This is a genomic window from Paenirhodobacter huangdaonensis, from assembly GCF_004022465.1.
In the GTDB taxonomy this organism is placed as follows: Bacteria; Pseudomonadota; Alphaproteobacteria; order Rhodobacterales; family Rhodobacteraceae; genus Rhodobacter; species Rhodobacter huangdaonensis.
On record NZ_SAVA01000002.1, the window covers coordinates 390,700 to 417,649 of the forward strand.

General features: G+C 68.5%; 31 protein-coding genes. 19 read left to right on the forward strand and 12 right to left on the reverse strand.

Translation table 11 applies throughout. The features are described from left to right. Positions 1-11 precede the first annotated feature (11 nt). On the forward strand, positions 12-710 hold the full coding sequence (locus EOW66_RS04985; RefSeq protein WP_128155307.1) for a hypothetical protein: 699 nt from the start codon (positions 12-14) through the stop codon (positions 708-710). Positions 711-725: 15 nt separating this feature from the next. On the opposite strand, the gene EOW66_RS04990 is transcribed toward EOW66_RS04985, so the two are convergent. Further along, the gene (locus EOW66_RS04990; protein ID WP_128155309.1) at positions 726-1,622 is read right to left on the reverse strand and encodes a LysR substrate-binding domain-containing protein; all 897 of its coding nucleotides are present in this window, start codon (positions 1,620-1,622) and stop codon (positions 726-728) included. A gap of 88 nt (positions 1,623-1,710) precedes the next feature. Here EOW66_RS04990 and EOW66_RS04995 point away from each other — a divergent pair, with 88 nt between their 5' ends. The 6 genes from EOW66_RS04995 (at position 1,711) to EOW66_RS05020 (ending at position 7,657) form a co-directional block, all read left to right on the forward strand. Continuing rightward, on the forward strand, positions 1,711-2,856 hold the full coding sequence (locus tag EOW66_RS04995; RefSeq protein WP_128155311.1) for an ABC transporter ATP-binding protein: 1,146 nt from the start codon (positions 1,711-1,713) through the stop codon (positions 2,854-2,856). 70 nt (positions 2,857-2,926) lie between these two features. Beyond that, a complete protein-coding gene (locus tag EOW66_RS05000) occupies positions 2,927-3,820 on the forward strand; it encodes a carbohydrate ABC transporter permease (RefSeq protein ID WP_128155457.1) in 894 nt (297 codons plus the stop codon). After that, positions 3,817-4,710 (forward strand): carbohydrate ABC transporter permease, encoded by an 894-nt coding sequence (locus EOW66_RS05005; protein ID WP_128155312.1) that lies wholly within the window; start codon positions 3,817-3,819, stop codon positions 4,708-4,710. The genes EOW66_RS05000 and EOW66_RS05005 overlap by 4 nt, the downstream gene beginning before the upstream one ends. Before the next feature lie 32 nt (positions 4,711-4,742). Then, on the forward strand, positions 4,743-5,984 hold the full coding sequence (locus tag EOW66_RS05010) for an ABC transporter substrate-binding protein (protein ID WP_128155314.1): 1,242 nt from the start codon (positions 4,743-4,745) through the stop codon (positions 5,982-5,984). A 69-nt stretch (positions 5,985-6,053) separates the two neighbouring features. Beyond that, the gene (locus tag EOW66_RS05015) at positions 6,054-6,908 is read left to right on the forward strand and encodes a phosphodiesterase (RefSeq protein WP_128155316.1); all 855 of its coding nucleotides are present in this window, start codon (positions 6,054-6,056) and stop codon (positions 6,906-6,908) included. Then, the gene (locus EOW66_RS05020; protein ID WP_128155318.1) at positions 6,908-7,657 is read left to right on the forward strand and encodes an HAD-IIA family hydrolase; all 750 of its coding nucleotides are present in this window, start codon (positions 6,908-6,910) and stop codon (positions 7,655-7,657) included. The genes EOW66_RS05015 and EOW66_RS05020 overlap by 1 nt, the downstream gene beginning before the upstream one ends. Here EOW66_RS05020 and EOW66_RS05025 read toward each other — a convergent pair. Further along, positions 7,654-8,505 carry an EamA family transporter gene (locus EOW66_RS05025; protein WP_128155319.1) on the reverse strand — a complete coding sequence of 284 codons (852 nt, stop codon included), beginning with the start codon at positions 8,503-8,505 and terminating at the stop codon, positions 7,654-7,656. The two genes, EOW66_RS05020 and EOW66_RS05025, sit on opposite strands and share 4 nt — an antisense overlap. An 81-nt stretch (positions 8,506-8,586) precedes the next feature. Between EOW66_RS05025 and EOW66_RS05030 the strand changes: the two genes are divergently transcribed. The 7 genes from EOW66_RS05030 to trpB all read left to right on the forward strand — a co-directional run bounded on the left by EOW66_RS05030 (position 8,587) and on the right by trpB (position 12,789). Further along, complete coding sequence (locus EOW66_RS05030) at positions 8,587-9,105, forward strand: MarR family winged helix-turn-helix transcriptional regulator (RefSeq protein WP_128155321.1); 519 nt, start codon at positions 8,587-8,589, stop codon at positions 9,103-9,105. Positions 9,106-9,529: 424 nt separating this feature from the next. After that, complete coding sequence (gene ihfB, locus EOW66_RS05035; RefSeq protein ID WP_128155323.1) at positions 9,530-9,817, forward strand: integration host factor subunit beta; 288 nt, start codon at positions 9,530-9,532, stop codon at positions 9,815-9,817. 1 nt (position 9,818) lies between these two features. Beyond that, positions 9,819-10,175, forward strand: coding sequence for a LapA family protein (locus EOW66_RS05040; protein ID WP_239017498.1), 357 nt, complete (start codon positions 9,819-9,821; stop codon positions 10,173-10,175). Between the two features lies 1 nt (position 10,176). Continuing rightward, positions 10,177-10,848, forward strand: a complete 672-nt coding sequence (locus EOW66_RS05045) for a phosphoribosylanthranilate isomerase (RefSeq protein ID WP_128155324.1) — start codon at positions 10,177-10,179, stop codon at positions 10,846-10,848. Beyond that, entirely contained in the window at positions 10,845-11,294 is a 450-nt protein-coding gene (locus tag EOW66_RS05050) for a GNAT family N-acetyltransferase (protein ID WP_128155326.1), read from the forward strand. Before EOW66_RS05045 ends, EOW66_RS05050 begins: the two co-directional genes overlap by 4 nt. 17 nt (positions 11,295-11,311) lie before the next feature. Then, positions 11,312-11,554 (forward strand): hypothetical protein, encoded by a 243-nt coding sequence (locus tag EOW66_RS05055; protein ID WP_128155327.1) that lies wholly within the window; start codon positions 11,312-11,314, stop codon positions 11,552-11,554. Positions 11,555-11,556: 2 nt separating this feature from the next. Then, positions 11,557-12,789 (forward strand): tryptophan synthase subunit beta, encoded by a 1,233-nt coding sequence (trpB, locus tag EOW66_RS05060; RefSeq protein ID WP_128155328.1) that lies wholly within the window; start codon positions 11,557-11,559, stop codon positions 12,787-12,789. Between the two features lie 54 nt (positions 12,790-12,843). Here trpB and EOW66_RS05065 read toward each other — a convergent pair whose 3' ends face one another. Together EOW66_RS05065 and EOW66_RS05070 are read right to left on the reverse strand one after the other, a co-directional pair. After that, on the reverse strand, positions 12,844-13,347 hold the full coding sequence (locus EOW66_RS05065; RefSeq protein WP_128155330.1) for a GbsR/MarR family transcriptional regulator: 504 nt from the start codon (positions 13,345-13,347) through the stop codon (positions 12,844-12,846). A gap of 83 nt (positions 13,348-13,430) precedes the next feature. Next, the gene (locus EOW66_RS05070) at positions 13,431-14,417 is read right to left on the reverse strand and encodes a zinc ABC transporter substrate-binding protein (protein WP_128155331.1); all 987 of its coding nucleotides are present in this window, start codon (positions 14,415-14,417) and stop codon (positions 13,431-13,433) included. Positions 14,418-14,501: 84 nt separating this feature from the next. On the opposite strand from EOW66_RS05070, the gene EOW66_RS05075 reads away from it, so the two are divergent. From EOW66_RS05075 to EOW66_RS05090, 4 genes are all read left to right on the forward strand, one after another. Next, positions 14,502-15,005, forward strand: a complete 504-nt coding sequence (locus EOW66_RS05075; protein ID WP_128155332.1) for a Fur family transcriptional regulator — start codon at positions 14,502-14,504, stop codon at positions 15,003-15,005. Next, positions 15,002-15,790: a metal ABC transporter ATP-binding protein gene (locus EOW66_RS05080; RefSeq protein WP_128155334.1), complete on the forward strand. Its 789-nt coding sequence runs from the start codon at positions 15,002-15,004 to the stop codon at positions 15,788-15,790. The genes EOW66_RS05075 and EOW66_RS05080 overlap by 4 nt, the downstream gene beginning before the upstream one ends. Further along, positions 15,783-16,568, forward strand: a complete 786-nt coding sequence (locus EOW66_RS05085; RefSeq protein WP_128155336.1) for a metal ABC transporter permease — start codon at positions 15,783-15,785, stop codon at positions 16,566-16,568. Before EOW66_RS05080 ends, EOW66_RS05085 begins: the two co-directional genes overlap by 8 nt. Positions 16,569-16,821: 253 nt before the next feature. Next, positions 16,822-17,010: a hypothetical protein gene (locus EOW66_RS05090; protein WP_164879952.1), complete on the forward strand. Its 189-nt coding sequence runs from the start codon at positions 16,822-16,824 to the stop codon at positions 17,008-17,010. Positions 17,011-17,172: 162 nt separating this feature from the next. Here the strand turns inward: EOW66_RS05090 and EOW66_RS05095 are convergent, their stop codons facing one another. The 5 genes from EOW66_RS05095 to EOW66_RS05115 all read right to left on the reverse strand — a co-directional run bounded on the left by EOW66_RS05095 (position 17,173) and on the right by EOW66_RS05115 (position 23,340). Beyond that, on the reverse strand, positions 17,173-17,868 hold the full coding sequence (locus EOW66_RS05095) for a YjbF family lipoprotein (RefSeq protein ID WP_128155338.1): 696 nt from the start codon (positions 17,866-17,868) through the stop codon (positions 17,173-17,175). Further along, positions 17,865-20,033, reverse strand: a complete 2,169-nt coding sequence (locus EOW66_RS05100) for a YjbH domain-containing protein (protein ID WP_239017499.1) — start codon at positions 20,031-20,033, stop codon at positions 17,865-17,867. Before EOW66_RS05100 ends, EOW66_RS05095 begins: the two co-directional genes overlap by 4 nt. Before the next feature lie 359 nt (positions 20,034-20,392). Continuing rightward, on the reverse strand, positions 20,393-21,433 hold the full coding sequence (locus EOW66_RS05105; protein WP_128155341.1) for a TRAP transporter substrate-binding protein: 1,041 nt from the start codon (positions 21,431-21,433) through the stop codon (positions 20,393-20,395). Between the two features lie 75 nt (positions 21,434-21,508). After that, a complete protein-coding gene (locus tag EOW66_RS05110) occupies positions 21,509-22,834 on the reverse strand; it encodes a TRAP transporter large permease (protein ID WP_128155343.1) in 1,326 nt (441 codons plus the stop codon). After that, positions 22,834-23,340 carry a TRAP transporter small permease subunit gene (locus EOW66_RS05115; protein WP_128155344.1) on the reverse strand — a complete coding sequence of 169 codons (507 nt, stop codon included), beginning with the start codon at positions 23,338-23,340 and terminating at the stop codon, positions 22,834-22,836. The genes EOW66_RS05110 and EOW66_RS05115 overlap by 1 nt, the downstream gene beginning before the upstream one ends. A gap of 386 nt (positions 23,341-23,726) precedes the next feature. Between EOW66_RS05115 and EOW66_RS05120 the strand changes: the two genes are divergently transcribed. Then, a complete protein-coding gene (locus EOW66_RS05120; RefSeq protein WP_113899484.1) occupies positions 23,727-23,933 on the forward strand; it encodes a cold-shock protein in 207 nt (68 codons plus the stop codon). Positions 23,934-24,207: 274 nt separating this feature from the next. On the opposite strand, the gene EOW66_RS05125 is transcribed toward EOW66_RS05120, so the two are convergent. The 3 genes from EOW66_RS05125 to EOW66_RS05135 are packed head-to-tail and all read right to left on the reverse strand — an operon-like array spanning position 24,208 to position 26,902. Further along, entirely contained in the window at positions 24,208-25,254 is a 1,047-nt protein-coding gene (locus tag EOW66_RS05125) for an ABC transporter ATP-binding protein (RefSeq protein WP_128155346.1), read from the reverse strand. Further along, complete coding sequence (locus tag EOW66_RS05130; protein WP_113899308.1) at positions 25,251-26,033, reverse strand: ABC transporter permease; 783 nt, start codon at positions 26,031-26,033, stop codon at positions 25,251-25,253. The genes EOW66_RS05125 and EOW66_RS05130 overlap by 4 nt, the downstream gene beginning before the upstream one ends. Continuing rightward, on the reverse strand, positions 26,030-26,902 hold the full coding sequence (locus tag EOW66_RS05135; protein WP_128155348.1) for an ABC transporter permease: 873 nt from the start codon (positions 26,900-26,902) through the stop codon (positions 26,030-26,032). Before EOW66_RS05135 ends, EOW66_RS05130 begins: the two co-directional genes overlap by 4 nt. Positions 26,903-26,950 lie beyond the last annotated feature (48 nt).

The window sequence follows — 26,950 nt, forward strand, 5'->3', positions numbered from 1 at the left end:
TGTGGCGGGCGATGCGCATTTCCCTTCTGGCCCTCGCGCTTGGCGCGGGGCTTGGCGTTGCGGCGCTGCTGGCCTTTCTGCCGGCGCTGCGCGGCGCCGCCTGTCCGCGCTGCTTCGGGCTTGACCCCGCGGGCGGCGGGCTTTGGGTCGAGGCCTCGATGCCGGCCCATGCCCGCGCGGCGCTTGTGGCCGAGGTCCGCGCCGCGCGCGCCCGCATCGCCGCCTTCTACGGCCCGCCGCGCGCCCATTTGCGACTGATCGCCTGCGAAACTGCCGCCTGTGACCGCCGCCTTGGCGGACGGGGGGCGGCGGCGGTGACCTATTCGCTCGGGCCCATCTCGGTGGTGCGGCTTGCGCCGCGCGGGCTGTCGCCCACCGTGCTGACGCACGAGCTTGCCCATGCCGAGACCCATGCGCAGCTTGGCCTTTGGGGGCAGCTTGGCGGGCGGTTGCCGACCTGGTTCGACGAGGGGCTGTCGGTGGTGATCTCGGACGACCGGCGCTATCTCGGACCGGGGCAGGGGGTGGCGCGCTGCCGCCGCGCGCCGCGCGCCGATCTGCCGGCAACTCCCTTCGACTGGGCGCCGCTTGCCGCGCGCGACCCGGGGCTTTACGCCGAGGCGGGCTGTGCGGTGCTGCACTGGCTGCACGACAGCGGCGGGGCCGCGGGGCTGCGCGCCCGCTTTGCGGCAGGGGCGGCCCTGCCCTGAAGGGAGGGGCGCGGGTCAGCCGCCCGGCGCCGCCAGCCCGAAGAACACCTCGTGCAGCGGTCCGCGGGCCGAGCGCAGGGCGAACACGTAATCTGCGCGCTCGCGGCGCATCTCGCGGCAGGGGATCGGCACGAAGCCGTCGCGGCGGCTGGTGCCATGGCTCCACATGAAGCCGATGCCGAGGGCATTGGCGACCGCGTCGAGAACGCCGTCGCGGGTGTCGAGCACGATCGTCGCATGGGGCGACAGGCGGGCGCTGCGGAAGGCCTCGTCGACGGCGCGTTGCGTCGAGGAGCCGGGCGTGCGGAAGATCAGCCGTTCCGAGACGAGTTCCGCGCAGCTGATCTCGCTCCGGCCGGCGAGCGGATGGCCGGGATGGGCGATCGCCACCACCGCCTGGCTTTGCACCTGCCGGCGGCGGAACCGCGGCTCGTCGGGCACGTCGGGCAGCACGGCGACATCGACACGCCCCTCGATCACCGCCTCGTAGATCTTGCCCCAGCTGCCCATCTCGATCTTCACGCCCACCCCGGGGCAGAGCTTCTGGAACGCCCCGATCCGCGCCATGCCGGGCATCGCATTGCCCAGCCCGATCCGCAGCTCTCCCTGTTCGAGCGTGCGGTGCTGGGCGAGCAGATCGGCGATCCGCTGGCCCGCCGCCTCGATCTCGCGCGAAAGCGTGTAGATCTGCTGGCACAGCGGCGTCGGCATCATGTCATTCGCCACGCGGCGGAACAGGTCGAGGCCGAGCGCGCGCTCGAGATCCCGCACCTGCTGGCTGATCGTGGCCTGCGACACCGCCAGCCGGCGGGCGGCGGCAGAAAAGCTGCCGGTCTCCATCACCGCGTTCAGCGCGCGCAGGCGTGACAGCGTCAGGGCGGGCAGCAGGTCCTTGGGCGACAACGAGTTCATGCGGCCCTCATAGGCATTGCCTGTAACCGTAACATGACTGTCGCAGAAGCTGCCTATGACGCCCCGGAAGAGAGCGCAGGAGACCCCGATGGCGACCGTAGACCTGGATGAGATCCGCAAGACCTTCGGCGGCAGCGAGGTGCTGAAAGGGGTGAGCCTGCAGATCGCCGACGGCGAGTTCCTGTCGCTGGTCGGGCCTTCGGGCTGCGGCAAGTCCACGCTGCTGCGCATCCTGGCCGGGCTCGAGACGCAGACGAGCGGCCGCGTGTCCATCGGCGGCGCCTGCGTCGACGGGCGCCGCGCCGCCGACCGGGACCTTGCCATGGTGTTCCAGAGCTATGCGCTTTACCCGCATCTGACGGTGGCCGGGAACATCGCCGTGCCGCTGACCATGCGCCGGCTCTCGGTGGCGCAGCGGCTGCCGCTCGTCGGCCGCTTCCTGCCCGGGGCGCGGGCGCGGCGCGCGGCAATCGCGCAGACCGTGCAGGAGACCGCCGAGATGCTCGAGATCCGCCATCTGCTGGCGCGCAAGCCCGGCCAGCTTTCCGGCGGGCAGCGCCAGCGCGTCGCGCTCGGCCGGGCGCTGGTGCGCGAGCCGGCGGCCTTCCTGCTTGACGAGCCGCTGTCGAACCTCGACGCGAAGATGCGGGTGCACATGCGCGCCGAGATCGCCCAGCTCAACCGCCGGCTCGGCGCCACCTTCGTCTATGTCACCCACGATCAGGCCGAGGCGATGACGATGTCGGACCGGATCGCGGTGATGATGGAGGGCGAGATTCTGCAGGTGGGGGCGCCCGCCGAGCTCTACGACCATCCCGCCGAGCTGCGCGTGGCGCAGTTCATCGGCTCGCCGGCGATCAACATCCTGCCCGCCGAGACCGGCGCGGACGGGGGGATCGGCATCGAGGGGCGTCCGACCGGGCTGCGCGCCACCACCCGGCCGGTCGAGCATCTCGGCATCCGGCCCGAGGCGCTGAGCCCCTGCGACGGGGACGGGCTGATTGCCGGGCGGGTGCGGCTGGTCGAGAACCTCGGCGCCGATCTCTTCGTGCAGCTCGAGGTGGCGGGCGTCGCCCGTCCGGTCGTCGTCCGCCTTGCCGCGGCCGCGCGCGCATCGGTGGCGCCGGGCAGCCTGTTGCGGCTGCGCGCCGATCCGGCGCGGATCACCGGCTTCGACGTGGCGGGCAAGGCGGTCCCGGTGGCGCGGCTGGCGGAGGCTGCGGCCGGTGTCTGACACCTCCCCGCTTCCGCTTGCCGCGCCGCACGCCGCGGTTCGGCCCGAGCGCACCCAGGCCCGCGCCGGGATGCTGATGTTTGCCCCGGCGCTGGTGCTGATGCTCGCGCTCCTGATCCTGCCGGTCGCGGTGGCGGCGGCGCTCTCCTTCACCGATTACACCCTCGGCCGCCCCGATCTGCACTGGATCGGCCTTGGCAATTACGCCGAGCTGCTCGCCCGCCCGAGCTATCGCAAGATGATCGGCGTGACGGTGCTCTATGTCGTGCTGGTGGTGCCGGCTTCGGTCTGTCTCGGGCTGGGCGCGGCGCTGCTGATCCGCGCGCTGAAGATCGGCCAGACTTTCTACAAGACGGTCTATTTCCTGCCGGTGATGGCCTCGCTGCTGGCGATGGCTATCGTGTGGGAATTTGCGCTGCACCCGACGCTCGGTCTGGTCAACCGCACGCTGGCACTCGGCTGCGGCACGGCGCTCGAGCTTTGGCCGTGGTTTGCGCGCGGCTGTGCCGGGGGCTTTCCGCTCTGGCTTGGCGACCGCGACCTCGCGCTTGCGACGCTCGCCTTCATCGGCATCTGGCAGAGCTTCGGCTTCAACATGGTGCTCTATCTCGCCGGGCTGACCGCGGTGCCGCGCGACCTTTACGCCGCGGCCGAGATCGACGGGGTGAGGCGCGCGACAGAGCGTTTCCGGCTGATCACCTGGCCGCTGCTGGCGCCGACCACCGTCTTCGTCGTCACCGTCACCACAATCCGCGCGTTTCAGGTCTTCGACACGATCGAGGCCCTGACCCACGGCGGCCCGGCGAAGTCGACCTATGTGATGATCTACGCGATCTACGAAAAGGGCATCGCGCAGAACCTCGTCGGCCTTGGCGCCGCGATCACCGTGGTCTTCCTCGGCTTCGTGATGCTGATCAGCGCGGCACAGCGCCGCTTCGTCGAACGCAAGGTGCAGGACCGATGACCCACCGCCTTTCCGCCCGCCAGACACTGGCGCATCTCGTGCTGATCCTCGGTGCGGTGATCGTGCTGCTGCCGTTCTACGTGATGGTCTCCACCGCGTTCAAATCCCCGGCCGAGATCGCGTCTGGCACCGGCGGCCTCTTCGGGGCGCAGGCGCCGATTGCCGATGCGAGCTGCCGCAACCTTGGCGGCACCGAGGCCGCGTGCCTGACCCGCCCGGTGATCGACAATTATCGTCAGGCCTTCGCCAAGGCGCCGCTGGGACGCTATCTGCTCAACGGGGTGATCGTCACCGCCTCGATCTTCGCGTTGCAGGCGCTGGTTGCGGTGCCGGCGGCCTATGCGCTGGCGAAGCTGCGCTTCTGGGGCCGCGAGGCCGCCTTCGGCCTGGTGCTCTTCTGCCTGCTGATCCCGGTGCATGCGATCGCGCTGCCGCTTTATGTGCTGCTGGCGAAATTCGGGCTGACCAACAGCTATGCCGCGCTGATCCTGCCCTGGACCGTCTCGGCCTTCGGCATCTTCCTGATGCGGCAGTTCTTCCTGACCGTGCCGGACGAGCTGCTCGACGCCGCGCGGATGGACGGGATGGGCGAGTTCGCGATCATCTGGCGGGTGCTGCTGCCGGTCGCGATCCCGGCGCTCCTGGCCTTCGCGATCTTCTCGGTGGTGGCGCATTGGAACGACTATTTCTGGCCGCGCATCGTGATCACCGGCGACCGCAGCCTGTTCACCCCGCCGCTTGGCCTGCGCGAGTTCAAGGGCGACCTCGACGGCGATTTCTACGGCCCGATGATGGCCACCGCGACGGTCATCGTCACCCCCCTCGTCGTCGCCTTCCTGCTGGCGCAGCGCCGCTTCATCGACGGCATCGCGCTCAGCGGCATGAAATGACCCTTCCTCGCTTCCGCAAAGGACCCCACGCCATGAAACACCTGATTCCGCTCGCCCTTGCGGCGACGCTTGCCGCCGAGGGCGCCGGCGCCGTCCAGATCGAGGTGGCCTATGCCTATTCCTCGGTCTTCGATCCGACCTTCGAGCGGATCATGCAGGCCTTCACCACGGCGCATCCCGACATCGAGGTGACGTTCCGCGCCACCTATGAGGATTACGAGGATGCGACGAACACCATCCTGCGCGAGGCGGTGGCGAACACCCTGCCGGACGTGTCCTTCCAGGCGCTGAACCGGCAGGCGATCCTGGTCGAGCGCGGCATCGCAAAGCCGCTCGATCCCTATATCGCCGCCGAGACCGGCTTCGACGCGGCGGGCTATCACCAGGCGATGCTCGAGCTCTCGACCTTCGGCGGGCAGGTCTATGGCCTGCCGTTCTCGGTCTCGACCCCGATCGGCTTTTACAACATGGACATCCTGCGCGCGGCCGGGATCGAGACGGTGCCGCAAAGCTGGGATCAGGTGATCGACGCCTGCCGGGCGATCCGGGCGACGGGCCGGCAGGATGCGCTGTTCTGGCACTGGAATATCTCGGGCAACTGGCTGCTGCAGGCGGCGATGTGGAGCCAGGGCGTGCCGATGATCAGGGACGGCAAGCTCAACATGGACAATCCCGAGGGGCTGAAGGCGCTCGAGACGGCGCAGGCGATCTTCCGCGACTGCGGGATGAAGAACCTCTCGGGCGCCGATGCCTCGAAGCAGTTCGCGGCCGGAGAGCTTGGCATGTTCTTCAGCTCGACCGCCTATGTGGGCTTCGTCGACCGCTCGAAGACTGGCAGCTGGGATTTCGTCACCGGCCCCTATCCGGGGATCGGCGGGGCGCCGCAGGCGCTGCCCGCGGGGGGCAACGCGGCGATGCTGACCTCGGCCTCCGACGACCCCGAGGTGCGCCGGGCCGCCTGGGAGTTCATCCGGTTCACCACCTCCGGCGAGGGGGCGGCGGCGGTCGCGCTGACCACCGGCTACATCCCGCCGAACCGGGCCGCGAACGCGCTGCTGATGGACAGTTTCTATGCGCAGAACCCGAACAAGCTGACCGCGGTGAACCAGCTGCCGCTGCTGTCGGAATGGTTCGCCTATCCGGGCGATAACGGGCTCGCGGTGACGCAGCTCATCGACGACAGCCTCGAGTCGATCCTGACCGGCGATGCCACGGACATGGAAGCGCTGCGCGACGACATGGTCGAGGAGGCGAACGGCCTGCTGCCGCACTGAGCCCCCGGCCGCACCGAGCCCCGTGGCGCGGCGGGCCTGCCGCCGCGCCCTTTTGCAAAGGATTTCCGCATGACCGCTCCTCTCCGTTTCGCCGTGCTGACCGACCTGCATTTCGTCCCCGCCGGCCAGCGCCTTTACGGCTTTGACCCGCGCGCGGTGTTGCGCCGGGCCCTCGCGTTCCTGACCACCCTGCCGCAGGTCGATTTCCTGGTGATCGCCGGCGATCTGACCGACCGCGCCGAAGAGGCCGCCTATGCCAGCCTGCGCGCCGAGCTGGCGGCGCTGCCGGTGCCGGTGATCCTGATGCTCGGCAATCACGATGCCCGCGCCCCGTTCCGTGCGGTCTTTCCCGCCGCGCCGCGCGATGCGAGCGGCTTCGTGCAGGGGTTGCATGTCTTCGCGCAGGCGAGCCTGATCACCCTCGACACCCTGTGCGAGGCGGAGGAGGGCCATCACGGCAGGCTTTGCGCCGCGCGGCTGGCCTTTCTCGAACAGGCGCTGCGCGCGGCGCCGGCGGACCGGCCGGTGCTGCTGTTCCAGCACCATCCGCCGATGGATCTGGCGATCCCGCCGATGGACGCGATCCGGCTGCGCGACGCCGAGGCGGAGCTTGCCGCCTTCGCCCGCGCCGGGCGCCGGCCCGACTACCTGTTCATGGGTCATGTGCATCGCCCGATCGCCGGGCTGTGGCACGGCATTCCGTTCCATGTTCAGCGCGCGCTGATGCATCAGGTGCATCACGCCTTCGACCGGCCCGGCCGGATCCTTGGCGCGGCCGAGGCGCCCGATCTCGCCTGGGTCAGCGTGGCCGGGGGGCAGGTGCTGATCCATGACTGTTCCTTCGCCTATGACGGGCCGGTCTTCGATCTCGAAAGCGCCGAGGCTGCCGCCGTCGCCACGCCGCAGGACCTCGGGCGGTTCTGATGCAGCTCGAGGACTACGACGCGATCCTGTGCGACCTCGACGGCTGTCTGGTGTCGGGCCCGCGGGTGCTGCCCGGCGCCGAGGCGCTGCTCGCCCGGGCGGGGGCGCGGCTGATCGTGCTGAGCAACAACTCGACCGATACCCCCGCGACGCTGTCGGCGCGGCTCGCGGGCATGGGGCTTGCGGTGCCGGCCGGGCGGATCGTGCTGGCGGGCACCGCGGCGCTCGAGGCCCTGGCGCGCGAGCGCGAGGTGCGGCTCTGTCTTTACGGCAGCCCGGCGCTGCACCGCCACGCGCGCGCGCTCGGGTTGCAGCTCGACCGGCAGAGGCCGAGCCATGTGCTGCTGACCCGGGACGAGCGGTTTTCCTATGCCGATCTGCGGCGCTGTGTCGGCATGCTGCGGCGCGGGGCGCGGCTGCTCGTCGCCAATCCGGACGAAAGCCATCCGGGCCCCGACGGGGATCCGGTGCCCGAAACCGGCAGCCTGCTTGCGGCGATCCGCAGCGTCCTGCCCGGGCTCGATTACACCGTGATCGGCAAGCCCGAGCCGGGGCTCTATCACCACGCCCTCGCGCGGCTGCCGGCGGGGCGGCGGCGGGTTCTCGCGATCGGCGACACGCCGGCGACCGACGGGGCAGGGGCCGCGCGCCTGGGCTTCGACCTCCTGCTCGTCGGTCCGCTCTCGGCGCGCTACCCGGACCTTGCGGCGGTTTGGGCGCCGGCGACCGGGGCCGGGCGCGGCGCCTAGGCGCGGCGCCCGGGGCGGCTGCTGAACCAGGTCGCGGCAAGCACGATCGCCGCGCCGAGGAGCTGCATCGGCGTCAGGCTCTGCCCGAGCACTGCCCAGCCCAGCCCGACCGCGGTCAGCGGGCTGAGAAAGCCAAGCCCGGTGACGCGTTCCGGGCCGAGCCGCTCGATGCCGCGAAACCACAGGAAATAGGTCAGTGCCGCGCCGATCAGCCCGAGCCAGAGGAAGCCCGCGACGTTCACCGCGCTCAGCGGCGGCAGGGCCGGCTCGGCCGCAACGGCAAAGGGCACCAGCAGCAGCCCGCCCGCGGTCAGCTGCCAGGCGGTGAAGGTCAGTGCCGGAACCTCGGGCCGCCACTTCCGGGTCAGCACCACCCCTGCCGCCATCGACACCGCCCCGACCAGCGCCGCGGCGACGCCCACCGCGTCGAGCCGCGCCTGCGGTCCGAGTACCAGCAGCGCCACGCCGCCGATGCCGGCAAGTGCCGCAAGCACCCGTTGCGGCGTCAGCCGGGTACCGAGGAGGAGCCGCGCAAGGCCAAGCACGATCAGCGGCTGCACCGCGCCGAGCGTCGCCGCCACGCCACCGGGCAGCCGGTAGGCCGAGACGAAGAGCGCCGCCCAGAAGAGCGCGAAATTGAGCGCCCCGAGCCCCAGCAGCCGGCCCCAGAGCGCGGGCGGCGGCAGTTGCCGGGTGAGCGCCATCAGCAGCAGCCCCGCCGGCAGCGCGCGCAGCGCCGCGGCAGTCAGCGGATAGCCCGGCGGCAGCATCTGCGAGGTGACGATATAGGTCGTGCCCCAGATCATCGGGGCGGCGGCGGCCAGCAGCAGGTCGGCGGTTCGGGTCATGGCATCCTCATTTATCTCGACGTCGAGACATATCGGGCGGTTTATCTTGACGTCAAGATAGTTTTCGCCTAGATCCGCCGCATGGACCGCGTCGATGACATCCTTGCGCAATGGGCCCGCGAGCGGCCGGATCTGGACACCGGGCCGATGGGGCTGCTTGGCCGGCTGAAGCGGCTGACCGATCTGCTGTCAGAGGAGCTGACCGCGGTGTTCCGCGCCCATGGCCTGACCGCGGCGAGCTTTGACGTGCTGGCGACGCTGCGCCGCGCCGGGGCGCCCCATGCGCTCAGCCCCTCGGAGCTGATGGACTGGACGATGGTCGCCTCGGGGACGATGACGAACCGGCTCGACCGGCTCGAGGCCGAGGGGCTGATCGAGCGGCGGCCGAACCCGGCCGACGGGCGCGGCTCGATCGTGCAGCTTACGCCGCAGGGGCTGGCGCTGATCGACCGCGTCGTCACCGATCACGTCGCCAACCAGCACCGGCTGCTGGCGGCTTTGCCGCCCGAGCTGCGCGGGCCGGTGGGCGCGGGGCTGAAGGCCTGGCTGGCCGGGCTGGAAGCGGGGGCACGCTCGGCGGCCCCCGGGACGGGGCGCTGACGCCGCCGGTCGCCGTGCGGGGCATCCGCGGTCAGCGTGCCCGGCCATCCGCTGCGAGACGCACGCGGCACGCGGCTTTCGGAACCGGCGCGGGCTCCGGGCCGATCCGGTCTGCGGAAAGCAAGGGCGGGGGAGGGGGCGGCCCCCGGTGTGCCGGAGGGCCGCGCCTGCGGCCCGTGCCCCTTCCCCTCGGGCGATTCGCCCCGGTTCCCGCCGCCACCGCCTTTCCCCCCGGTTTCCCCCCCGGTTTTCTGCGCCTGCATTCGCCATTGCATCGGGCAGGGACGGCGGCACCTCGCCGCACCGCGCTGAATCCCACGCCTTTCCAAGCCTTTGCTGTTTGTGCTGGAAAAAATTCTTCGTATAGTCCGGGAAGAATCCAGTACCGGGGCTGCCACCCGGACACCCTTGGGGGAACGCACGCATGATCCGGTCCGAGCTGATCGCGAAGATCTCAGAGGAAAACCCGCATCTCTTCCAGCGCGACGTCGAGAAGATCGTCAACACGATCTTCGAGGAAGTCATCGAGGCCATGGCGCGCGGTGACCGGGTCGAGCTGCGCGGCTTCGGCGCCTTCTCGGTGAAGAAGCGCGACGCGCGCACCGGCCGCAACCCGCGCACCGGCGATGCCGTCGATGTCGAGGAAAAGCATGTGCCCTTCTTCAAGACCGGCAAGCTGCTGCGCGACCGGCTGAACGGAGAGGCGGACTGAGATGATGAAATACCTGCGCTTCCTGCTGCTCGGCGTGCTCGCCGTGCTGCTGGTGGCCATCGCGCTTGCCAATCGCGCCCCGGTGACGCTGCGGCTGCTGGCGCCCGAGACCGGGGAATTCCTCGGCTTCACCTGGGCGGTGCAGCTGCCGCTGTTCCTGGTGATCTTCGCCAGCCTGCTGATCGGGCTGCTGCTGGGCTTCGTCTGGGAATGGATGCGCGAGCACCGCATCCGTTCGGGCGCGGCGAAGACGGCACGCCATGCCGCCTGGCTCGAGGGCGAGCTGGAGCGGCTGAAGACCACCCACGAGGCGCCGAAGGACGAGGTCCTGGCGCTTCTCGACAAGACCGCGCGCTGAAATGGTGACGATCGCAGTCAATCGGGGCCGCCCGGGCGGCACGCGGGTAAAGATCTGCGGGCTCAGCCGGCCCTCCCATGTCGCGGCCGCCGTGGCGGCGGGCGCGGCCTATGTGGGCTTCGTCTTCTTCCCGAAATCGCCGCGCAACGTCTCGGCCGAGGTGGCGCGCGACCTCGCGCTCGACGTCCCCTTCGGCGTCGCCAAGGTCGGGCTGTTCGTCGATCCGAGCGATGCCTTCCTCGATGAGGTGCTGGCGCAGGTGCCACTCGATCTGGTGCAGCTCCATGGCCACGAAAGCCCCGAGCGGGTGGCCGAGCTGCGCGCCCGCGCCGGGCTGCCGGTGATGAAGGCGGTGGGGGTCTCGACCGCCGAGGACCTGCCCCATCTCGAGGCCTACGAGGCGGTGGCGGACCAGATCCTCGTCGATGCCAAGGCGCCTGCGGGCGCGGCGCTGCCGGGCGGCAACGGGTTGCCCTTCGACTGGCAGCTGATCGCCGGGCGCAGCTGGACGCGGCCCTGGATGCTGGCGGGCGGTCTCACCCCCGAGAACGTCGCCGAGGCGGTGCGCCTGACCGGCGCGACGCAGGTCGATGTCAGCTCCGGCGTCGAGAGCCTGCCGGGCGAGAAGGATGCAGAGCTGATCCGGGCCTTCGTCGCGGCGGCGCAGGGATGATCTGCTGGCGCGAGGCGGGCGAGGCCGACCTTGCGCCGGTGCTGGCGCTGCTTTCCGACGACCGCCGCGATGCCGATCCGCAACCGATGGCGCCCGAGGTGGCACTTGCGCTCTGGCACGAGATGGTGGCGCAGGGCGTCACCCGGCTGATCGTCGGCACCGATGACGCGGGGCAGATCGTCGCCACCTATCAGCTCTCGGTCCTCACGGGGCTTTCGCTTGCCGCGCCCCGGCGCGCGCAGATCGAGGCGGTGCGGGTCGCAGCCGGGCTGCGCGGGCAGGGGATCGGTGCCGCGCTGATGGCTGATGCCGAGGCGCGTGCCCGGGCTGCGGGGGCCGTCGTGATGCAGCTGACCACCCATGTCTCGCGCACCCGGGCCCACGCCTTCTACGAGCGGCTTGGCTTTACCCGCAGCCACTTTGGCTATAAACGCAAGCTCGACTGAACGCGCGAGGTGAGACGATGGCGCTCGTTGTTTCTCTTGAAAAAGAGACTGACCGGACTCTTCGGTCTGTGCATCCGACGCAACTTCCGTGCAAGTATATGGTCGGCGAATTCGATGGGAAGAGAGTGCTGCAATTGAACACCTATGGTTCGGTGTCGCGCGAAATTCCCGGCAAACTGAGCCAAACGCTTCAGTTCGATGAGGCCGCCGCGCTGCAACTCTATCGGATGCTAAAGTCCGAGTTTGGATTTAAGGAGTGACGATGGCCGAGGACCTTCCCAACAGCTTCATGACCGGCCCGGACGAGAACGGGCGCTTCGGCATTTTCGGCGGGCGTTTCGTCTCCGAAACGCTGATGCCGCTGATCCTGGAGCTCGAGGCGCAATACGAACACGCCAAGACCGACCCGGAATTCTGGGCCGAGATGGAGTATCTGTGGAAATACTATGTCGGCCGGCCCTCGCCGCTCTATTTCGCCGAGCGGCTGACCGAGGAGCTGGGCGGCGCCAAGATCTATCTCAAGCGCGAGGAGCTGAACCACACCGGCGCGCATAAGATCAACAACGTGCTGGGGCAGATCCTGCTCGCCCGCCGCATGGGCAAGACCCGGATCATCGCCGAGACCGGCGCCGGTCAGCACGGCGTGGCGACGGCGACGGTCTGCGCCAAGTTCGGGCTGAAATGCGTCGTCTACATGGGCGCGACCGATGTCGAGCGGCAGGCGCCGAACGTGTTCCGGATGCGGCTTCTGGGCGCCGAGGTGCACCCGGTGACCTCGGGCCGCGGCACGCTGAAGGACGCGATGAACGATGCGCTGCGCGATTGGGTCACCAATGTGCGCGACACCTTCTATTGCATCGGCACGGTGGCGGGCCCGCATCCCTATCCGGCGATGGTGCGCGATTTCCAGTCGGTGATCGGCAAGGAAACCCGCTGGCAGCTTGAAGAGCTCGAAGGCGAGGGCCGGCTGCCCGACACGCTGATCGCGGCAATCGGCGGCGGCTCGAACGCGATGGGGCTGTTCTATCCGTTCCTCGACGACCCTTCGGTGAAGATCATCGGCGTCGAGGCCGGCGGCCATGGCGTCGACGCGCGGATGGAGCATTGCGCCTCGCTCACCGGCGGGCGCCCGGGCGTGCTGCACGGCAACCGCACCTATCTGCTGCAGGACGAGGACGGCCAGATCCTCGAAGGGCATTCGATCTCGGCCGGGCTCGACTATCCGGGGATCGGGCCGGAGCATGCCTGGCTGCATGACATCGGCCGCGCGGACTATGTCTCGGTGACCGACATGGAGGCGCTCGACGCCTTCCAGATGCTGTGCCGGACCGAGGGCATCATCCCGGCGCTGGAGCCGAGCCACGCGCTGGCCCATGTGAAGAAGATCGCGCCGACCCTGCCCAGGGACCACATCATCGTGGCCTGCCTTTCGGGCCGTGGCGACAAGGACATCTTCACCGTCGCGCGCCATCTCGGCGTCGAGATGCAGGGCTGACAGGGGCAGGGCGGGGGCGTCCCCGCCCGCCGCCGCACCGCGCCTTCCGGGCGCTCAGTCGCGGTTCTTCTTTTTCTTCTTCTTCGGCAGCTCGCCCGCCTGCATCAGCTGGGCAAGCTCGGCCGCATCATGGCGGGCAAGCCGCGCGAACCAGTCGTCGGCGCTCTGCACCATCTGCGCCAGCGGCGCGAGACGCGGGTCGTCCGAGCCCTCCGCCAGTGCCGCAAGCCGTTCGGCCAAAGGCGCGAGATCGCGGCGCTGACGCTCGATCAGCAGCGCGCGCAGCAGCGCCCAGGGGTCGGGATCGGCGACGAAGTAATCCTTGCGCGAGCCGAAGCTGCGCGCCGCCTGGATCAGGCCGCGCTCGCGCAGTTCTTTCAGTGCCACCGAGACGTTGGAACGGGACAGACCGAGGATCGTCACCAGATCCTCGGCCGAGGGCGCCTGCGCGGCGCGCCAGATCGCGGCGAAACAGGCGCCGGCGGGGCGGCTGAGGCCGAAGCGGGGAGCCGCTTCGGCAAAGAGGCGGGCAAGATCCGGGGGCGGGGTGGCAGGCATTCGCGGTCTCCTTCGCCCCCGGTTCTAGCAGGGCTTTGCGGGCTTGTCGCCCTCTGCCCTGCGCCCCGATGCCGCGTCGCAGCTTAACCGGCGAGGCAGCCCGAAATCGTGTCGGCAAGGCCCTGCATCAGCCGCTCGTAGAGGTCCGCGCCATAGCTCAGCGTGCTGCCCGAGGGATCGAGCGCGCCGCCGAGCTTGACGCCGGTGCCCTCGATCAGCCGCTCGGCCGGGCGGGTGTCATGCTGGGCCTCGGGGAAGGCGCAGACGACGCCGTCGGCGGTCAGGTCGGCGCGCAGCTCGGCCAGATGCGCGGCCCCCGGATCGGTCGCGTCACCCAGTGCGATCGCGCCCGCGACCTTCAGCCCGTAATGGTCGGCGAAATAGCCGTAGGCGGCATGGAAGACGACGAAGGGGCGGTCCTTCACCGGCGCAAGCTCGGCCGTCAGCGTGGCGTCGAGCGTGGCGATCTTCGCCTTTGCGGCCGCGGCATTGGCGGCATAGGTCGCGGCATGCTCGGGATCGAGGCGGCTGAATTCGTCCGCGATCAGGCCAAGCCAGAGCTCGGCATTCGCCGGGTCGAGCCAGGCGTGCGGGTCGAGGCCGGCATGGACGTGGCCGTCCTCATCCTCGTCGCCATGCGCATCCGCGCCCTCGGCGGCATGGTCATGTGCGTCGGCCGCGTGCTCATCCGCCCCGTGCTCGTCCTCGTGGTCATGCGGTGCGGCGAAGTCCTGCCGGTGCGTGCCCTCGGCATGCAGCAGCGACAGCACATGCGCATCGGGCGCGACCGAGGTGATCGCGCGGTCGAGCCAGGGGGTCATCTCGGCCCCGACCCAGAGCACCAGATCCGCCTGTTCGAGGGCGCGCGCCTGCGACGGCTTCATCTGATAGCTGTGCGCATTCGCGCCCTGTTCGAGCAGCACCTCGACCGGGCCGAGATCGCCCATCACCTGCAGTGCGAGCGACTGCACCGCGGGCAGGTCGGTCACCACCTTCGGCACCTCGGCCCAGGCGAGGCCGGGCAGGGCGGTGCCCCCCAGCAGGGCGGCAAGCAACAGGGGAGAGCGCATGAGGAACCTCTTCATCTCTTGTGATCGGGGCTCCGGTTATTTATGTTATATCGTAACGCGTCAAGGGAAATGTGATAAGATAACATGAACAACGAATCCGATCCCGATGCCGCGGCGGCCTTCGCGACGCATGACCACAGCGCCTGCATGGGCGAAACGCTGGCGCGGGCCGAGGCCGAGGCGGCACGGCGCGGCGCGCGGCTGACCCCGGTGCGGCGCCGCACGCTTGAGATCTTGCTCGAGTCGCATCGCGCCATGGGGGCCTATGAGATGCTCGACCGGCTTGCCGCCGAGGGCTTCGGCAACCAGCCGCCCGTCGCCTATCGCGCGCTCGAGTTCCTGGTCGAGAACGGGCTGGCGCATCGGGTGCGGCGGCTCAATGCCTTTGCCGCCTGCATGCACCCGGGCGAGGTGCATGCGCCGGTCTTCCTGATCTGCCGCGCCTGCGACAGCGTCGCCGAGGCGCCCGGCGCGCCGGTGCGGGCGGCGCTGGACGAGGCTGCTGCCGCGCTTGGCTTCACCATCGAACGCGCGAATATCGAGGCGCTTGGCCTGTGCCCTGCCTGCGCCGGGAAGGAAGCGCCATGATCCCGCTCATCACCGCCACCGGCCTCAGCGTCCGCCATGGCGAGGCCGAGGTGCTGTCGGACGTCGACTTCACCATCGCGCCCGGCGAGATCGTCACCGTCGTCGGGCCGAACGGCTCGGGCAAGTCGACGCTGATCCGCGCGCTGATCGGGCTCGAGCCGCTGGCCCGCGGCACGGTGCGCCGGCGCGAGGATCTGGTGATCGGCTACGTGCCGCAAAAGCTGCACATCGACCCGAGCCTGCCGATGACCGTGCGCCGCTTCCTGTCGCTGCCGCGGCGGGTGGACGATGCCTCGGCCGAGGCGGCGCTGATGCGCACCGGCGTGCCGGGGCTTGGCGGGCGGCAGATCTCGCGGCTGTCGGGCGGGCAGTTCCAGCGCGTGCTGCTGGCGCGCGCGCTGCTGGCGCGGCCCGACATCCTGATCCTCGACGAGCCGACGCAGGGCCTTGACCAGCCCGGCACCGCGGCCTTCTACAAGCTGATCGAGGAGGTTCGCGGCGAGACCGGCAGCGCCGTGCTGATGGTCAGCCACGACCTGCATGTGGTGATGTCGGCCTCGGACCGGGTGATCTGCCTGAACGGTCATGTCTGCTGCGCCGGCACGCCGCGTGTGGTCTCCGCGGCGCCGGAATACCGCGCGCTCTTCGGGCTCGGCACCGGTGGCGCCTTCGCGCTGTACCGCCACGTCCACGATCACGACCACGAGGCGGATGAGGGCCACGGCCACGATCCGAGCGCGCCGCATTGCGCCCATCCCCACAGCCACGAGCACGATCATGCTTGACGATTTCCTGATGCGTGCCGGGCTTGCCGGCATCGGCCTGACGCTCGCCACCGGGCCGCTCGGCTCTTTCGTGGTGTGGCGGCGCATGGCCTATTTCGGCGACGCGACGGCCCATGCCGCGATTCTGGGAGTGGCGCTCAGCTTCGGCTTCGGCCTGTCGGTCTATGTCGGCACGCTCGCCGTGGCGCTCGCCATGGCGGTCACCGTGGCGATCCTGTCGGGGCGCGGCCATGCGATGGACACGATGCTTGGTGTGCTGGCCCATGCGGCGCTCGCCTTCGGTCTGGTCGCCGCCTCCTTCATCTCGGGGCTGCGCGTCGATCTGAGCGCCTATCTCTTCGGCGACATCCTGGCGGTGAGCCGCGCCGATGTCGGCATCATCTGGGCCGGCTCGGCGCTGGTCGCGCTGCTGCTCGCCTGGCGCTGGCAGGGGCTGCTCACCGCCACGGTGAACGAGGAACTGGCCCAGGCCTCGGGGCTGAACCCGCGGGCCGAACAGCTGGTGCTGACGCTGGCCCTCGCGCTGACCGTCGCGGTGGCGATCAAGATCGTCGGCGCATTGCTGATCTCGGCGCTGCTGATCCTGCCTGCGGCCGCGGCGCGGCAGCTCGCGCGCGGGCCCGAGGTGATGGCGCTCGGCGCGACGGCAGTCGGCAGCCTCTCGGTTCTGGCCGGGCTTGCCGCCTCGCTGCGTTGGGACGCGCCGGCCGGGCCGTCGATCGTCGCCGCGGCGGCGGTGCTCTTCGCCGTTTCGCTGCTTGTCCGCCGCCGCAGCTGAGTCGTAGCGCGGGCGTCCACGGTCCGGACAAACACCCGGAATCACGCGGATTTCCGCAAGGGATCCGGGGGATCACGCGAGCGTGTCTGGTGCGGAGGACCACGGCTGGGGAAACTCGTGCCAAAGTGCAACAGTTCGGCCCCACTGCGCATCCCCGAGCGAGATTCTCTCTTTGCAAGTCACACTGCCTGTGCAAATCTCGCCCCGATGCTGCCAAACAAGGCGGCTGTCAAAAGTAATGACGGAGATTACTATGAAAAAGCTCGCTACCATCGCCCTGGCCCTCGGCCTGTCGGCTTCGACCGCTTTCGCCGGCGGCTACACCGCTCCGGTCGTCGAGGCCGAACCGGTCGTCGTGAAACAGTCGTCGTCGTCGAACGCCGGCATCCTGATCCCGGCGCTGCTGCTCGTCGGCATCGCGGTCGCCGCGTCGTCGAACTAATTTCGACGATCCTTCGGGATCTCGAAAGGGGCCGGAAAGCATCGCTTTCCGGCCCTGTTCATTTTCGTGCCCCGCAAGAGGTGTGGCGCGACGGGGCAGGGCCCGACATGCAAAAGGCGCGCCATCGGCGCGCCCTTGTCGTTTCGGGGGATGGTGCGGCGCTCAGGGCCGCACGGTCTGGATCGTGACATAGCCGAGCTGCGGCGAGATCCACTGCCGCGAGGCGACGATCTGGCCCGCGGCCGAAACGATGAAGGTGTCGTCCATCTTCATCCCCAGCCCCTCGCAATGCTCGACCACCTGCCGGCCCGACCAGGTCTGCCCGGCGAAGGGATAGCTGGTGTCGGCGCCGACGCTGACCGTGCAGTCGAGCGGGATCGGCCGCTCGAGCCCGAGCCCGTCGAGATAGCGGATCACCTTCTTGCCGGTGCCGGGCGTGCGGGCGCGGATCAGCCGCCCGGTCTGCTCGACCTCGGCCGACATCATGTCGAAGCCGAGCCCGCGCGTGCCGGCCAGCATCCCGCCGCGCAGGATCACCGCCTGCATCGAAGGCGTGGCATAGGTGCGCATCGTGCCGTTTTCGCCGATCATCCCGAGGATCGAGACGTTCTTCGGCGTCTCCTGCGACAGAAGGATCAGCGGGCCCTTGTTCAGCTCGAGTGACGAGCGCGCCATCGCCTCGGCATCGGGGGCGGCGGCCACGGTCTTGTCACGCTTGAAGGTGGAGAAGATCTGCTTGATCGACTCGCCGGCCATGCGGCTGTTCTCGGTCTGGTTGGTGTCCGAGCCACAGGCGGCGAGCCCGCCCAGACCGATCACTGCGGCCAGGGCGAGCGCCCGGCTCCGAAGGCCCGTCATCGCCAGAATCTCCCCCAGCTGTCGTAAAGGTCGCCGGTATGTGCCATGCGCACGGTCTCGTAGAGCCGGCCGTCGATGTCGAGCCGCGCGCCGCCGTCGCGCATCAGCGGGCGGATCGTGGTCTTCAGCTTGTTGACCGAGGGCCGGCCGGTGGTCCAGGCGACCGGGATCGTCAGGCGGATGCCCTTGTCGAACGAGCCTTCGCCGAAATCATCCGAGGACATGTCGGTGAAGGTCGCGAAGGCGCCCACGCTCCAGCCGTTCTCGAATTCGCGGTCGATGGCGATCGTCGCGCCCCAGTCCTTGGCGAGGTAGCGGCCGACGTCGAGCTCGGCGGTATAGCCCTTGCCGATGTCGTAATAGGCCGAGACATGGCCGGTGACGGTGGAATAGTCCTGCAGGCCGAAATGCTGGTCGAAGTCGCGCTGCTTGGCCCAGTTCGCCTCGATCCCGAGGGCGAGGCGGCTGTCGACCGGGGCCCAGAGCACTTCGCCCGAGACGCCCGCATACATCCGCTCGAGATAGCCGGCGCTGACGCGGGTATAGAGGTTCTCGCTCAGATGGCCGTATTTCGCCAGCGTCAGGCGCTGGATCGCGAGATCGCCGTTCTTCTGGTATTCGGCGAGATCGGAGCGCACGTGCTGCACCACCGAGTTCGACACCCGCGTGCTGTCCTCGAGGTTGCCGACGACCTTCTGCCGCACCGTGCCCGACAGCACGAACCCCGGCGCCATCTCGTAGCGCGCCGAAAGCTCGGCGCCCACGTCGAGGCGGAACGGGTTGTCCGGGTCGAAGATCGAGGCTTCGGCATAGGGCGTCAGCGCCCACTGGAACCGCGGATAGACGGCATCGCTGCGCACGAGCCCCGGCGCGTCCTGCGGCGCGGCGGTGATCGCGACCTGCGGCAGCATGTCGTAGGAGTTGGTGTTCTCCATCCGCTCGAGATCCGAGCGGCGGAAGGTGACCGAGGACAGAGCCATGCCTTTCTGCACCGGCGTCACCACGATCGTCTCGACCGAGGGCGGCAGCGCGCGCGTCGCCATCCGTGCGACATGGCCGATCGCCTGCGGTTCGGCGCCGTAGGTCTCGTTGCGCACGCGCAGCTCGGCCCGGGTCGCGCTGAGCGACATCGATTCGAGGATCTGGCCGTCCTTGGCGAGGCTTGCCGCAAGGGCCTTCTGGATGCCCGGATGCACCTCGGGGTCGGCGGCCCAGGCCCCCGACCAGCCCTCGGGATCGGCGGCGGGGGCAGGGCGCGGCCGCACCGGCAGCGGCGCCTTCTCGATCCCCGAGGGGAACGGCGGCGAGTGCGGGTCGATGTTGCGCACGAATTGCAGGCCGACCTTCTCGCCGTACATGTAGTAAAGCTGCACGCCGAAGAATTCGCTCACCTGGTAGTCGGCGGCGAAGTTGATCGAGCTGTTGCGCTCGAACCCGTCGAGCTGGGCTTCCTTGGCATAGGCGTCCGAGGAATATTCGGCCTTCAGCGTCAGCCGGTCGGTCGCGGCATAGGAGATGCCGAAGAACGGCGCGAAATCGCCCTTGAACCAGGAGCCGGAGTTGAACTTGCCGCCGGTGCTGGTGACGTCATACCCGGGGCGGGTGCCGGTCGAGCCGATCGAGCCGAAGGAGCCGAGCCGGCCCCAGCCGAGGCCGCCGCTGACCCGCAGCTTCGGCCCGAAGCTTTTCGTCGCAACGATGTATTCCGAGGAATAGACGCCGGTGCCGATGAAGTCCTGCAACCCGATCGCCATCGCCGGGGTCCAGCCCCACTTGCCTTCGTCGAGGAACTGGAAGCGCAGGTCGAAGGAGCGGTCGTAGAGCGCTTCATAGCGGCCGGTGCCGTCGTCCTTCGGCATCAGCCCGGGCACCTTCGAATAGCGGAAGGCGCCGGTCAGGCGCGGCGTGATCTGGAAGGTCAGCGTGTTACGCATGGTGCCGTCGGTCAGCCCCATCAGCGACAGGCCAAGCTCGCCATCGGGGCGCACCTCGGCCGTCGGCATGTCGATCAGGCCGGCCATGCCGAAGGTGTTGCGGCTCTGCCCGATCAGCGGTTCGGCGTGGCCCGCCGGAGCGGCAATGCCAGCCGCCACCGAGAATGCGCCAAGTGCCCCCGCAACCTTTGCCCTGCGTCTGCGTTTGCGCTGAATGCTCGAGACCGTCACGCTTCCCTCCGCCGTCTTTGCGCCAGTTATACCGGCTTTTCTCATGGGAGCGAGAGGAAAGCCTTGGCCGGCGGCAAAACCCTGCCGTCTCTGGCGCGGCTGCATCACCTTGCGGCAGTTTCTCAATCACCGGGTGGCGTTGCGGCAATCCGCCCCAATGAAACATCGAAAATACATGATATCATGAACGCCGTTCCCGCGGGAGAATCGGATGCCCGCCCGGCCCTCGGCTTGCCAGCGCTGCCGGCCAGGGCGGACAGATACCGGCGCGGCGGCCTTGCGTCCCTTGCCGCCGCGCCAGTGTCTTTTCGGTCCCCGTCTTGTCGGGACGGGCCCGCCCGCGGACCCGCCCCCGCGGCTCAGCCGTAGCGGTAGGGCTGGCCGGCCTTGACCATGGTTTCGTTGTATTTCTTGATGATCTCGACGACCTTTGTCTTCAGCGGGCTCTCGGCGGCGATCTCGTCCCAGAATTTGTGCGCGGCCGCTTCCATCTTGGCGTAATCCTCGGCCGGGATCGAGGTCAGCTTCATGTCCGCCCCCTCGACGCGCAGTTTCGCCTCGCCCGCCCAATACCACCATTGCCGGTGATAGTGCGACTGGTCGAAGCAGGTCTGCATCAGCTGCTTGAGGTGGTCGGGCACCTCGTTCCAGCGGTCCATATTGGCGAAGAAATGGCCGATCCAGGCGCCCGAGATGTTGTTCGTCAGGAAATAGGGCGCCACCTTCGACCAGCCCGAGGTGTAATCCTCGGTGATCCCCGACCAGGCGAGGCCGTCGAGCTCGCCCGTTTGCAGCGCGACCTCGACATCTTCCCAGGGCAGGGTGACCGGCACCACGCCGAATTGCGCGAGGAAGCGGCCCGCGGTCGGGAAGGTGAAGACGCGCTTGCCGTTCAGGTCGGCGAGGCTGGTGATCGGCTCCTTCATGTTGAAGTTGCACGGGTCCCAGGAGCCCGCCGAGATGTGCTTGATCCCGACCTTGGCGTATTCCTCTTCCCAGATCTCTTTCAGCCCCCAGGAGTTGAAGAGCGCGGGCACGTCGAGCGAATAGCGCAGCGCGAAGGGGAAATAGCCGCCGAACACGGTGACCTCGGTGGGCGAGGCCATCGAATCGTCGTCGGACTGCACCGCGTCGATCGTGCCGTTCTGCATCGCGCGGAACAGCTCGGCCGTCGGCACCAGCTGGTCCGAGGTGTAAAGCTCGATCTCCATCTGGCCGTTGGCGATGGTGTTGAAGGCCTCGATCGCGGGCTTCACCACCTCCTCGGCCAGCGCCGGGCCGGCATAGGTCTGCAGCCGCCACTTGATCGCCTTTTCCTGCGCCACCGCCGGCGCGGCGAGCCCCGCCGCCGCCGCACCCACGGCGCCGGTCGTCAGGAATTTCCGTCTGGTCGTCGTCATCTGTCTCTCCTTGTTGGTCGAATGCCCCGTTTCGGGGTCGTTGCGATTGTCGGGGGGGGGGGGATTGCGGGGGGCTCAGCGGCCCAGCACCTCGCGCGGCAGCCACAGCGCGAGCTCGGGGAAGACCATCACCAGCACCAGTGTCAGGATCATCACGAGGACGAAGGGGAAGACCGAGCGATAGATCACCGGCAGGGTGAACTCGGGCGGCGCCATCGCCTTCATCAGGAACAGGTTGTAGCCGAAGGGTGGCGTCAGATAGGCGATCTGGCAGGTGATGGTGTAGAGCACGCCATACCAGACGAGATCGAAGCCCAGGCTTTTCGCAAGGCTGACATAGACCGGCGCCACGATCACCAGCATTGCGGTGTCGTCGAGGAACATCCCCATCACCAGAAAGCTCGCCTGCATCAGCACCAGCACCTGCCAGGGCGCAAGGCCGAGGCTGTTCAGGAAGAAGTTGTTGATCGCGCGGCCCGCGCCGAGCCCGTCGAAGACCGCCCCGAAAGAGAGCGCCGCGGTGATGATCATCATGAACATCACGGTGATCATCAGCGTCTGCCGCGTCGCGGTCTCGAACACCGCCCGGGTGAAGCGGCCCTTGACCAGCGCCGCGGCGACCGAGGCAAGCGCGCCGATCACCGAGGCCTCGGTCAGGCTTGCCCAGCCATTGAGGAACGGCACCATCATCGCGACGAAGATGAAGACCGGCAGCAGCCCGGCGCGCAGCAGCCGGAACCGTTCGGGCCAGGAAATCAGCGCGCGCTCCTCAGCCGGCATCGGCGGGGCAAGGGCGGGGTTCAGCTTGCAGCGGATGACGATGTAAAGGACGAAGAGCGCCGCCATCAGCATCCCGGGCACCGCGCCCGCGAGCCACAGGTTCGACACCGGCTGCCGCGCGATCAGCGAGAACAGCACCAGCACCACCGAGGGCGGGATCAGGATGCCGAGGCTCGATCCCGCCTGGATCACCCCCGAGATCATCAGCCGGTCATAGCCGCGCCGCACGAGTTCCGGCAGGGCGATGGTGGCGCCGATCGCCATGCCGGCAACCGAGAGCCCGTTCATCACCGAGATCATCACCATCAGCAGGATCGTCCCGATCGCAAGTCCGCCGGGCAGGGGGCCGAACCAGACGTGGAACATCCGGTAGAGATCTTCGGCAAGCCGGCTCTCGCTCATCACATAGCCCATGAAGACGAACATCGGCAGGGTCAGCAGCGGCGTCCATTTCATCAGTTTCATCACCGCGGAAAAGCCCATGTCGGTGCCGCCCGGCCCCCAAAGGGCCAGCGCCGCGATGACGGCGACGAAGCCGATTGCGCCGAACACCCGCTGCCCGGTGATCATCATCAGGAGCATCGTCGAGAACATCAGGATCGCGATGGTGTTGTGATCCATCAGATCTTCTCCCCGCGCAGGGTAGCCACGTCGCGGATCAGGATCGACACCGCCTGCAGCAGCATCAGCGCGAAGGACAGGCTGATGATCCCCTTGATCGGCCAGAGCACCGGGCGCCAGGCGGTCGGGTTGCGCTCGCCGACCTCGACGGAATAGGCCGTCGAGTCGAGCGCGCCCCAGAGCATCACGCCCAGATAGAACATCAGGCAGAAGACGGTGAACACGTCCCAGCCCGCCCGTCCCTTCGTCGAGAAGCGGGAATAGAGCAGGTCCATGCGCACATTGGCATCGGTCTGCAGCGCCCAGGGCGCCCCCAGCATGTAATAGGCGACGAGGGTGAACTGCGCCATCTCGAGCGTCCAGATCGCCGGAATGTGCAGGATCTTGGTGAAGGACGACCACAGCAGGATCGCCATCATTGCATAGAGCAGGTACATCGCGACGCGGCCGAGCCTGCGGGTCAGCCCGTCGATCAGATGCACATAGGATATCAGCGCGGCGGGCATCAGTGCCTCCGCCGCCGCATGCGCCTGCCGGTCATTCACATCCCCTGTCGTGGTCTGGTTTTTCTTGCGTTGCGGGCAAGGCTCGGCCCGGCCCCGCGCGGCTGTCAACGGCGGATGGATTTTGACCGTCCGTTACAATCTCACGGGGCGGCGCTTTGCGCGAATGACAGGAGCCCTGCCTGTTTTGGTGGCAGGCCGGAAATCTGCGGCGGCATCGCAAAAGTTGCGAAAAAATCTCTTGCAACACGAAAATGATGCCTTATGTTTGACGTCGCTACGTTGTTCCGACCGCACCTGTCTCCTTCATCGGCTTCAGTCTGCTTTTCGATCTGACCAAGCCGGGCTGTCGCAATTCCGTGGGCAGCAAACATCAAGGAGATCTCGCGATGGCCAAGGGCACCGTGAAATGGTTCAATTCCACCAAGGGCTTCGGCTTCATCCAGCCGGACAGCGGCGACAAGGACATCTTCGTCCACATCTCGGCCGTTGAACGCGCCGGCATCCCGCACCTGGCCGACGGCCAGAAGGTGACCTTCGAAATCGAGACCGGCCGTGACGGCCGTCAGTCGGCGCGCGATCTGGCTCTTGCCTGATTGCCGGCTGCGGGCGCCGGATCGGCGCCCGGAACGCTCGACGAAGACCTGAAATTCCGTTCCCCGACGTCAGCCGGGGAACATCTCTGGTGGCACCAGAGCCGCCCCGCGCGCCCGGCTCTCCTGCCCGCGCACCCTCCCCGAAAATCACCGGTCCGGATCACGTGAGCGCGCGTCGCTGTCACGTTGCAGGCGCTTTCGCCATGGCTTCCAATCGCGGCAAATATCCCGGGGGTGAGGCCCGTGAGGGCCGAGGGGGCAGCGCCCCCTCGCTTCAGGCGCCGATCACCATCAGATCCGCGGCATTCAGCCCCAGCACCACGGTCTCGCCGACCCGCGGCGGCACCGAATGGGCGGCGTTGAAGGTGTCGAACGCCAGGCTCTGGCCACCGAGATCGGCGCGCAGCCGGATCACCGAGCCGAGGAAATCGACCTCGGTGATCTGACCCGACAGGCCAAGCTCGCAGGCGCCTTGCCCCAGCCGCACCGCCTCGGGGCGCAGCCCCAGCGTGACATGGCCCGCGGGCAGGGGGCGGTGCAGCACCACCTCGGTGCCGGCGAGTGCCACGCGCCCGGTCGCGCCATCCTTCACCTCGGCCTCGATCGTGTTCAGCGTGCCGACGAAGCCCGCGACGAAGCGGGTGGCGGGGGTGTTGTAGATCTCGAACGGCGTGCCGACCTGATCGGCCACGCCCTGATGCATGACGACGATCCGGTCCGACATCGACAGCGCCTCTTCCTGGTCATGCGTCACGAAGATCGTGGTGATGCCGAGCCGGCGCTGGATCGCGCGGATCTCGTTGCGCAGCGACACCCGGATCTTCGCATCGAGCGCCGAGAGCGGTTCATCGAGCAGCAGCACCCGCGGCCGCGGCGCCAGCGCGCGGGCAAGCGCCACGCGCTGCTGCTGCCCGCCCGAGAGCTGGAACGGATAGCGCCCGCCCAGATCGGGCAGGCCGATCAGGTCGAGCATCTCCTCGACCCGCCCGGCGATCTCCTTCGCCGGCGTGCCCTTCACCTTCAGCCCGAAGCCGACGTTCTGCGCCACGGTCAGGTTCGGAAACAGCGCATAGGCCTGGAACACCATGCCGATGTTGCGCGCGTTCGCGCGCAGCCGCACCATGTCGGCGCCGTCGATCGCGATCGACCCCGAGCTCGGCGTCTCGAAGCCCGCGACCATGCGCAGCACCGTGGTCTTGCCGCAGCCCGAGGGGCCAAGCAGCGAGATGAACTCGCCCTGCTCGACGGTGAGGTTGAAATCCTTCACCACACGGGTCGGCCCGAAGCTCTTTTCGAGGTGAGAGAGGGTGAGGAAGGTCATCGCGCAGCCTTGTCGTGTTTCGAGAATCGGGTGACGAGCTGGATCAGCCCCATGCAGGCCCAGGTGATGACGAAGGCGATGGTCGCCAGCGCGAAGGGCTCGTAGGCGCGGTTGGCGCCCATCAGCTGCAGATAGGGGCCGAAGGCCGGCCGGTTGAGCAGGGCCGCCATGGTGAACTCGCCCATCACGATGGCGAAGGTCACGAAGGCGCCCGAGAGGACGGAGACGAGAACATTGGGCAGGATCACCCGGGCCAGGATCGTGCCCCAGCCCGCGCCGAGCGACTGTGCCGCCTCGGTCAGGGTGGCGACGTCGATGGTGCGCAGCCCGGTATCGACGGCGCGATACATGTAGGGCAGCGACAGGGTGACATAGCCGAAGACCAGCAGCAGGTTGGTGCCGAAGATCGTGCCGGTCAGCGGCAGCACGCTCGAGGTGTTGTAAAGCCGGATATAGCCGAAGACGATGACGATCGCCGGGATGACGAGCGGCAGCAGGGTGACGAACTCGACATAGGGCCGCAGCCCCGGCATCTTCAGCCGCACCCAGAAGGCGGTGGGCACCACGATCGCCATGCCGACGGCGATGGTCAGCAGCGCCATCCCCACGGAGAAGCTGAAGGTCTCGCGAAAGCGCGGATCGGCCAGCACGACGCGATAGGCCTCGAGGCTGTAGATCCCGCGCTTCATCGACAGCGAGAACTCGACCATGCCGAGAAGCGGCAGGATGAAATAGGCCATCCCGAGAAGCAGGATCGCCCAGGCGGCAGCGCGTTTCATTTCAGCCACCTCTCGGAGCGCATGCGCAAAACGATATAGAGCACGTTTGCCACGCCGGTGATCAGGATCATGCCGAAGGCCATGGCATAGCCCAGATGCGGGTTGCCGAGCACGTCGCCGCGGATCTGCGCGAAAAGCATGATCGGCACGATGTTCAGGCTCGAGCCGGTCAGCGCGATCGCCGTCGCCACCGCGCCGAAGGCATTGGCGAAGAGCAGCGCGAAGGTGCCGAGGATCGAGGGGAAGAGGATCGGCAACGCCACCATCCGCCAGTATTGCGCCCCCGAGGCGCCGAGGCAGGAGGCGGCCTCGCGCCACTCGCGCTTGAGCCCGTCAAGCGCGGGGGTGATGATCAGGATCATCAGCGGGATCTGGAAGAACAGATAGGTGATGGTCAGGCCCCAGAAGCTGAGGATGTTGAAGCCGTAGACCCGCAGGTTGATGCCCAGATGCGTCTTCAGCGCCAGCGTCACCAGGCCAAGCGGCCCGAGCGTGGCGAGGAAGGCGAAGGCGAGCGGCACGCCGGCGAAGTTCGAGGCGACGCCCGAGAAGGTCAGCAGCGGCGAGCGGATCGACCGCGGCAGCCCGCCGAGCACCATCGCCGCCGCCATCAGGAAGCCGACAAGACAGCCAAGCGCCGCCGAGGCGACCGAGATCTTGATCGAGATCCAGTAGCTCGACAGGATCGAATCGGTGAACAGCCCGGCGATGTTTTCGAAGGTGAAGCTGCCGTCGGCGCGCTGGAAGGCGCCGAGCACGATCTTCATCGTCGGCGCGATCAGGAACAGCGCGACAAAAAGCGCGAAGGGCGCAAGCCCGAGCCAGGTCAGGGGCAGGCGCCGGCGGGCAGGGGGAGGGGTATCGCTCACGGGTCCGTCCGTTCGGAAAGGCAAAGGCCGCCCCCGATAACGGGGGCG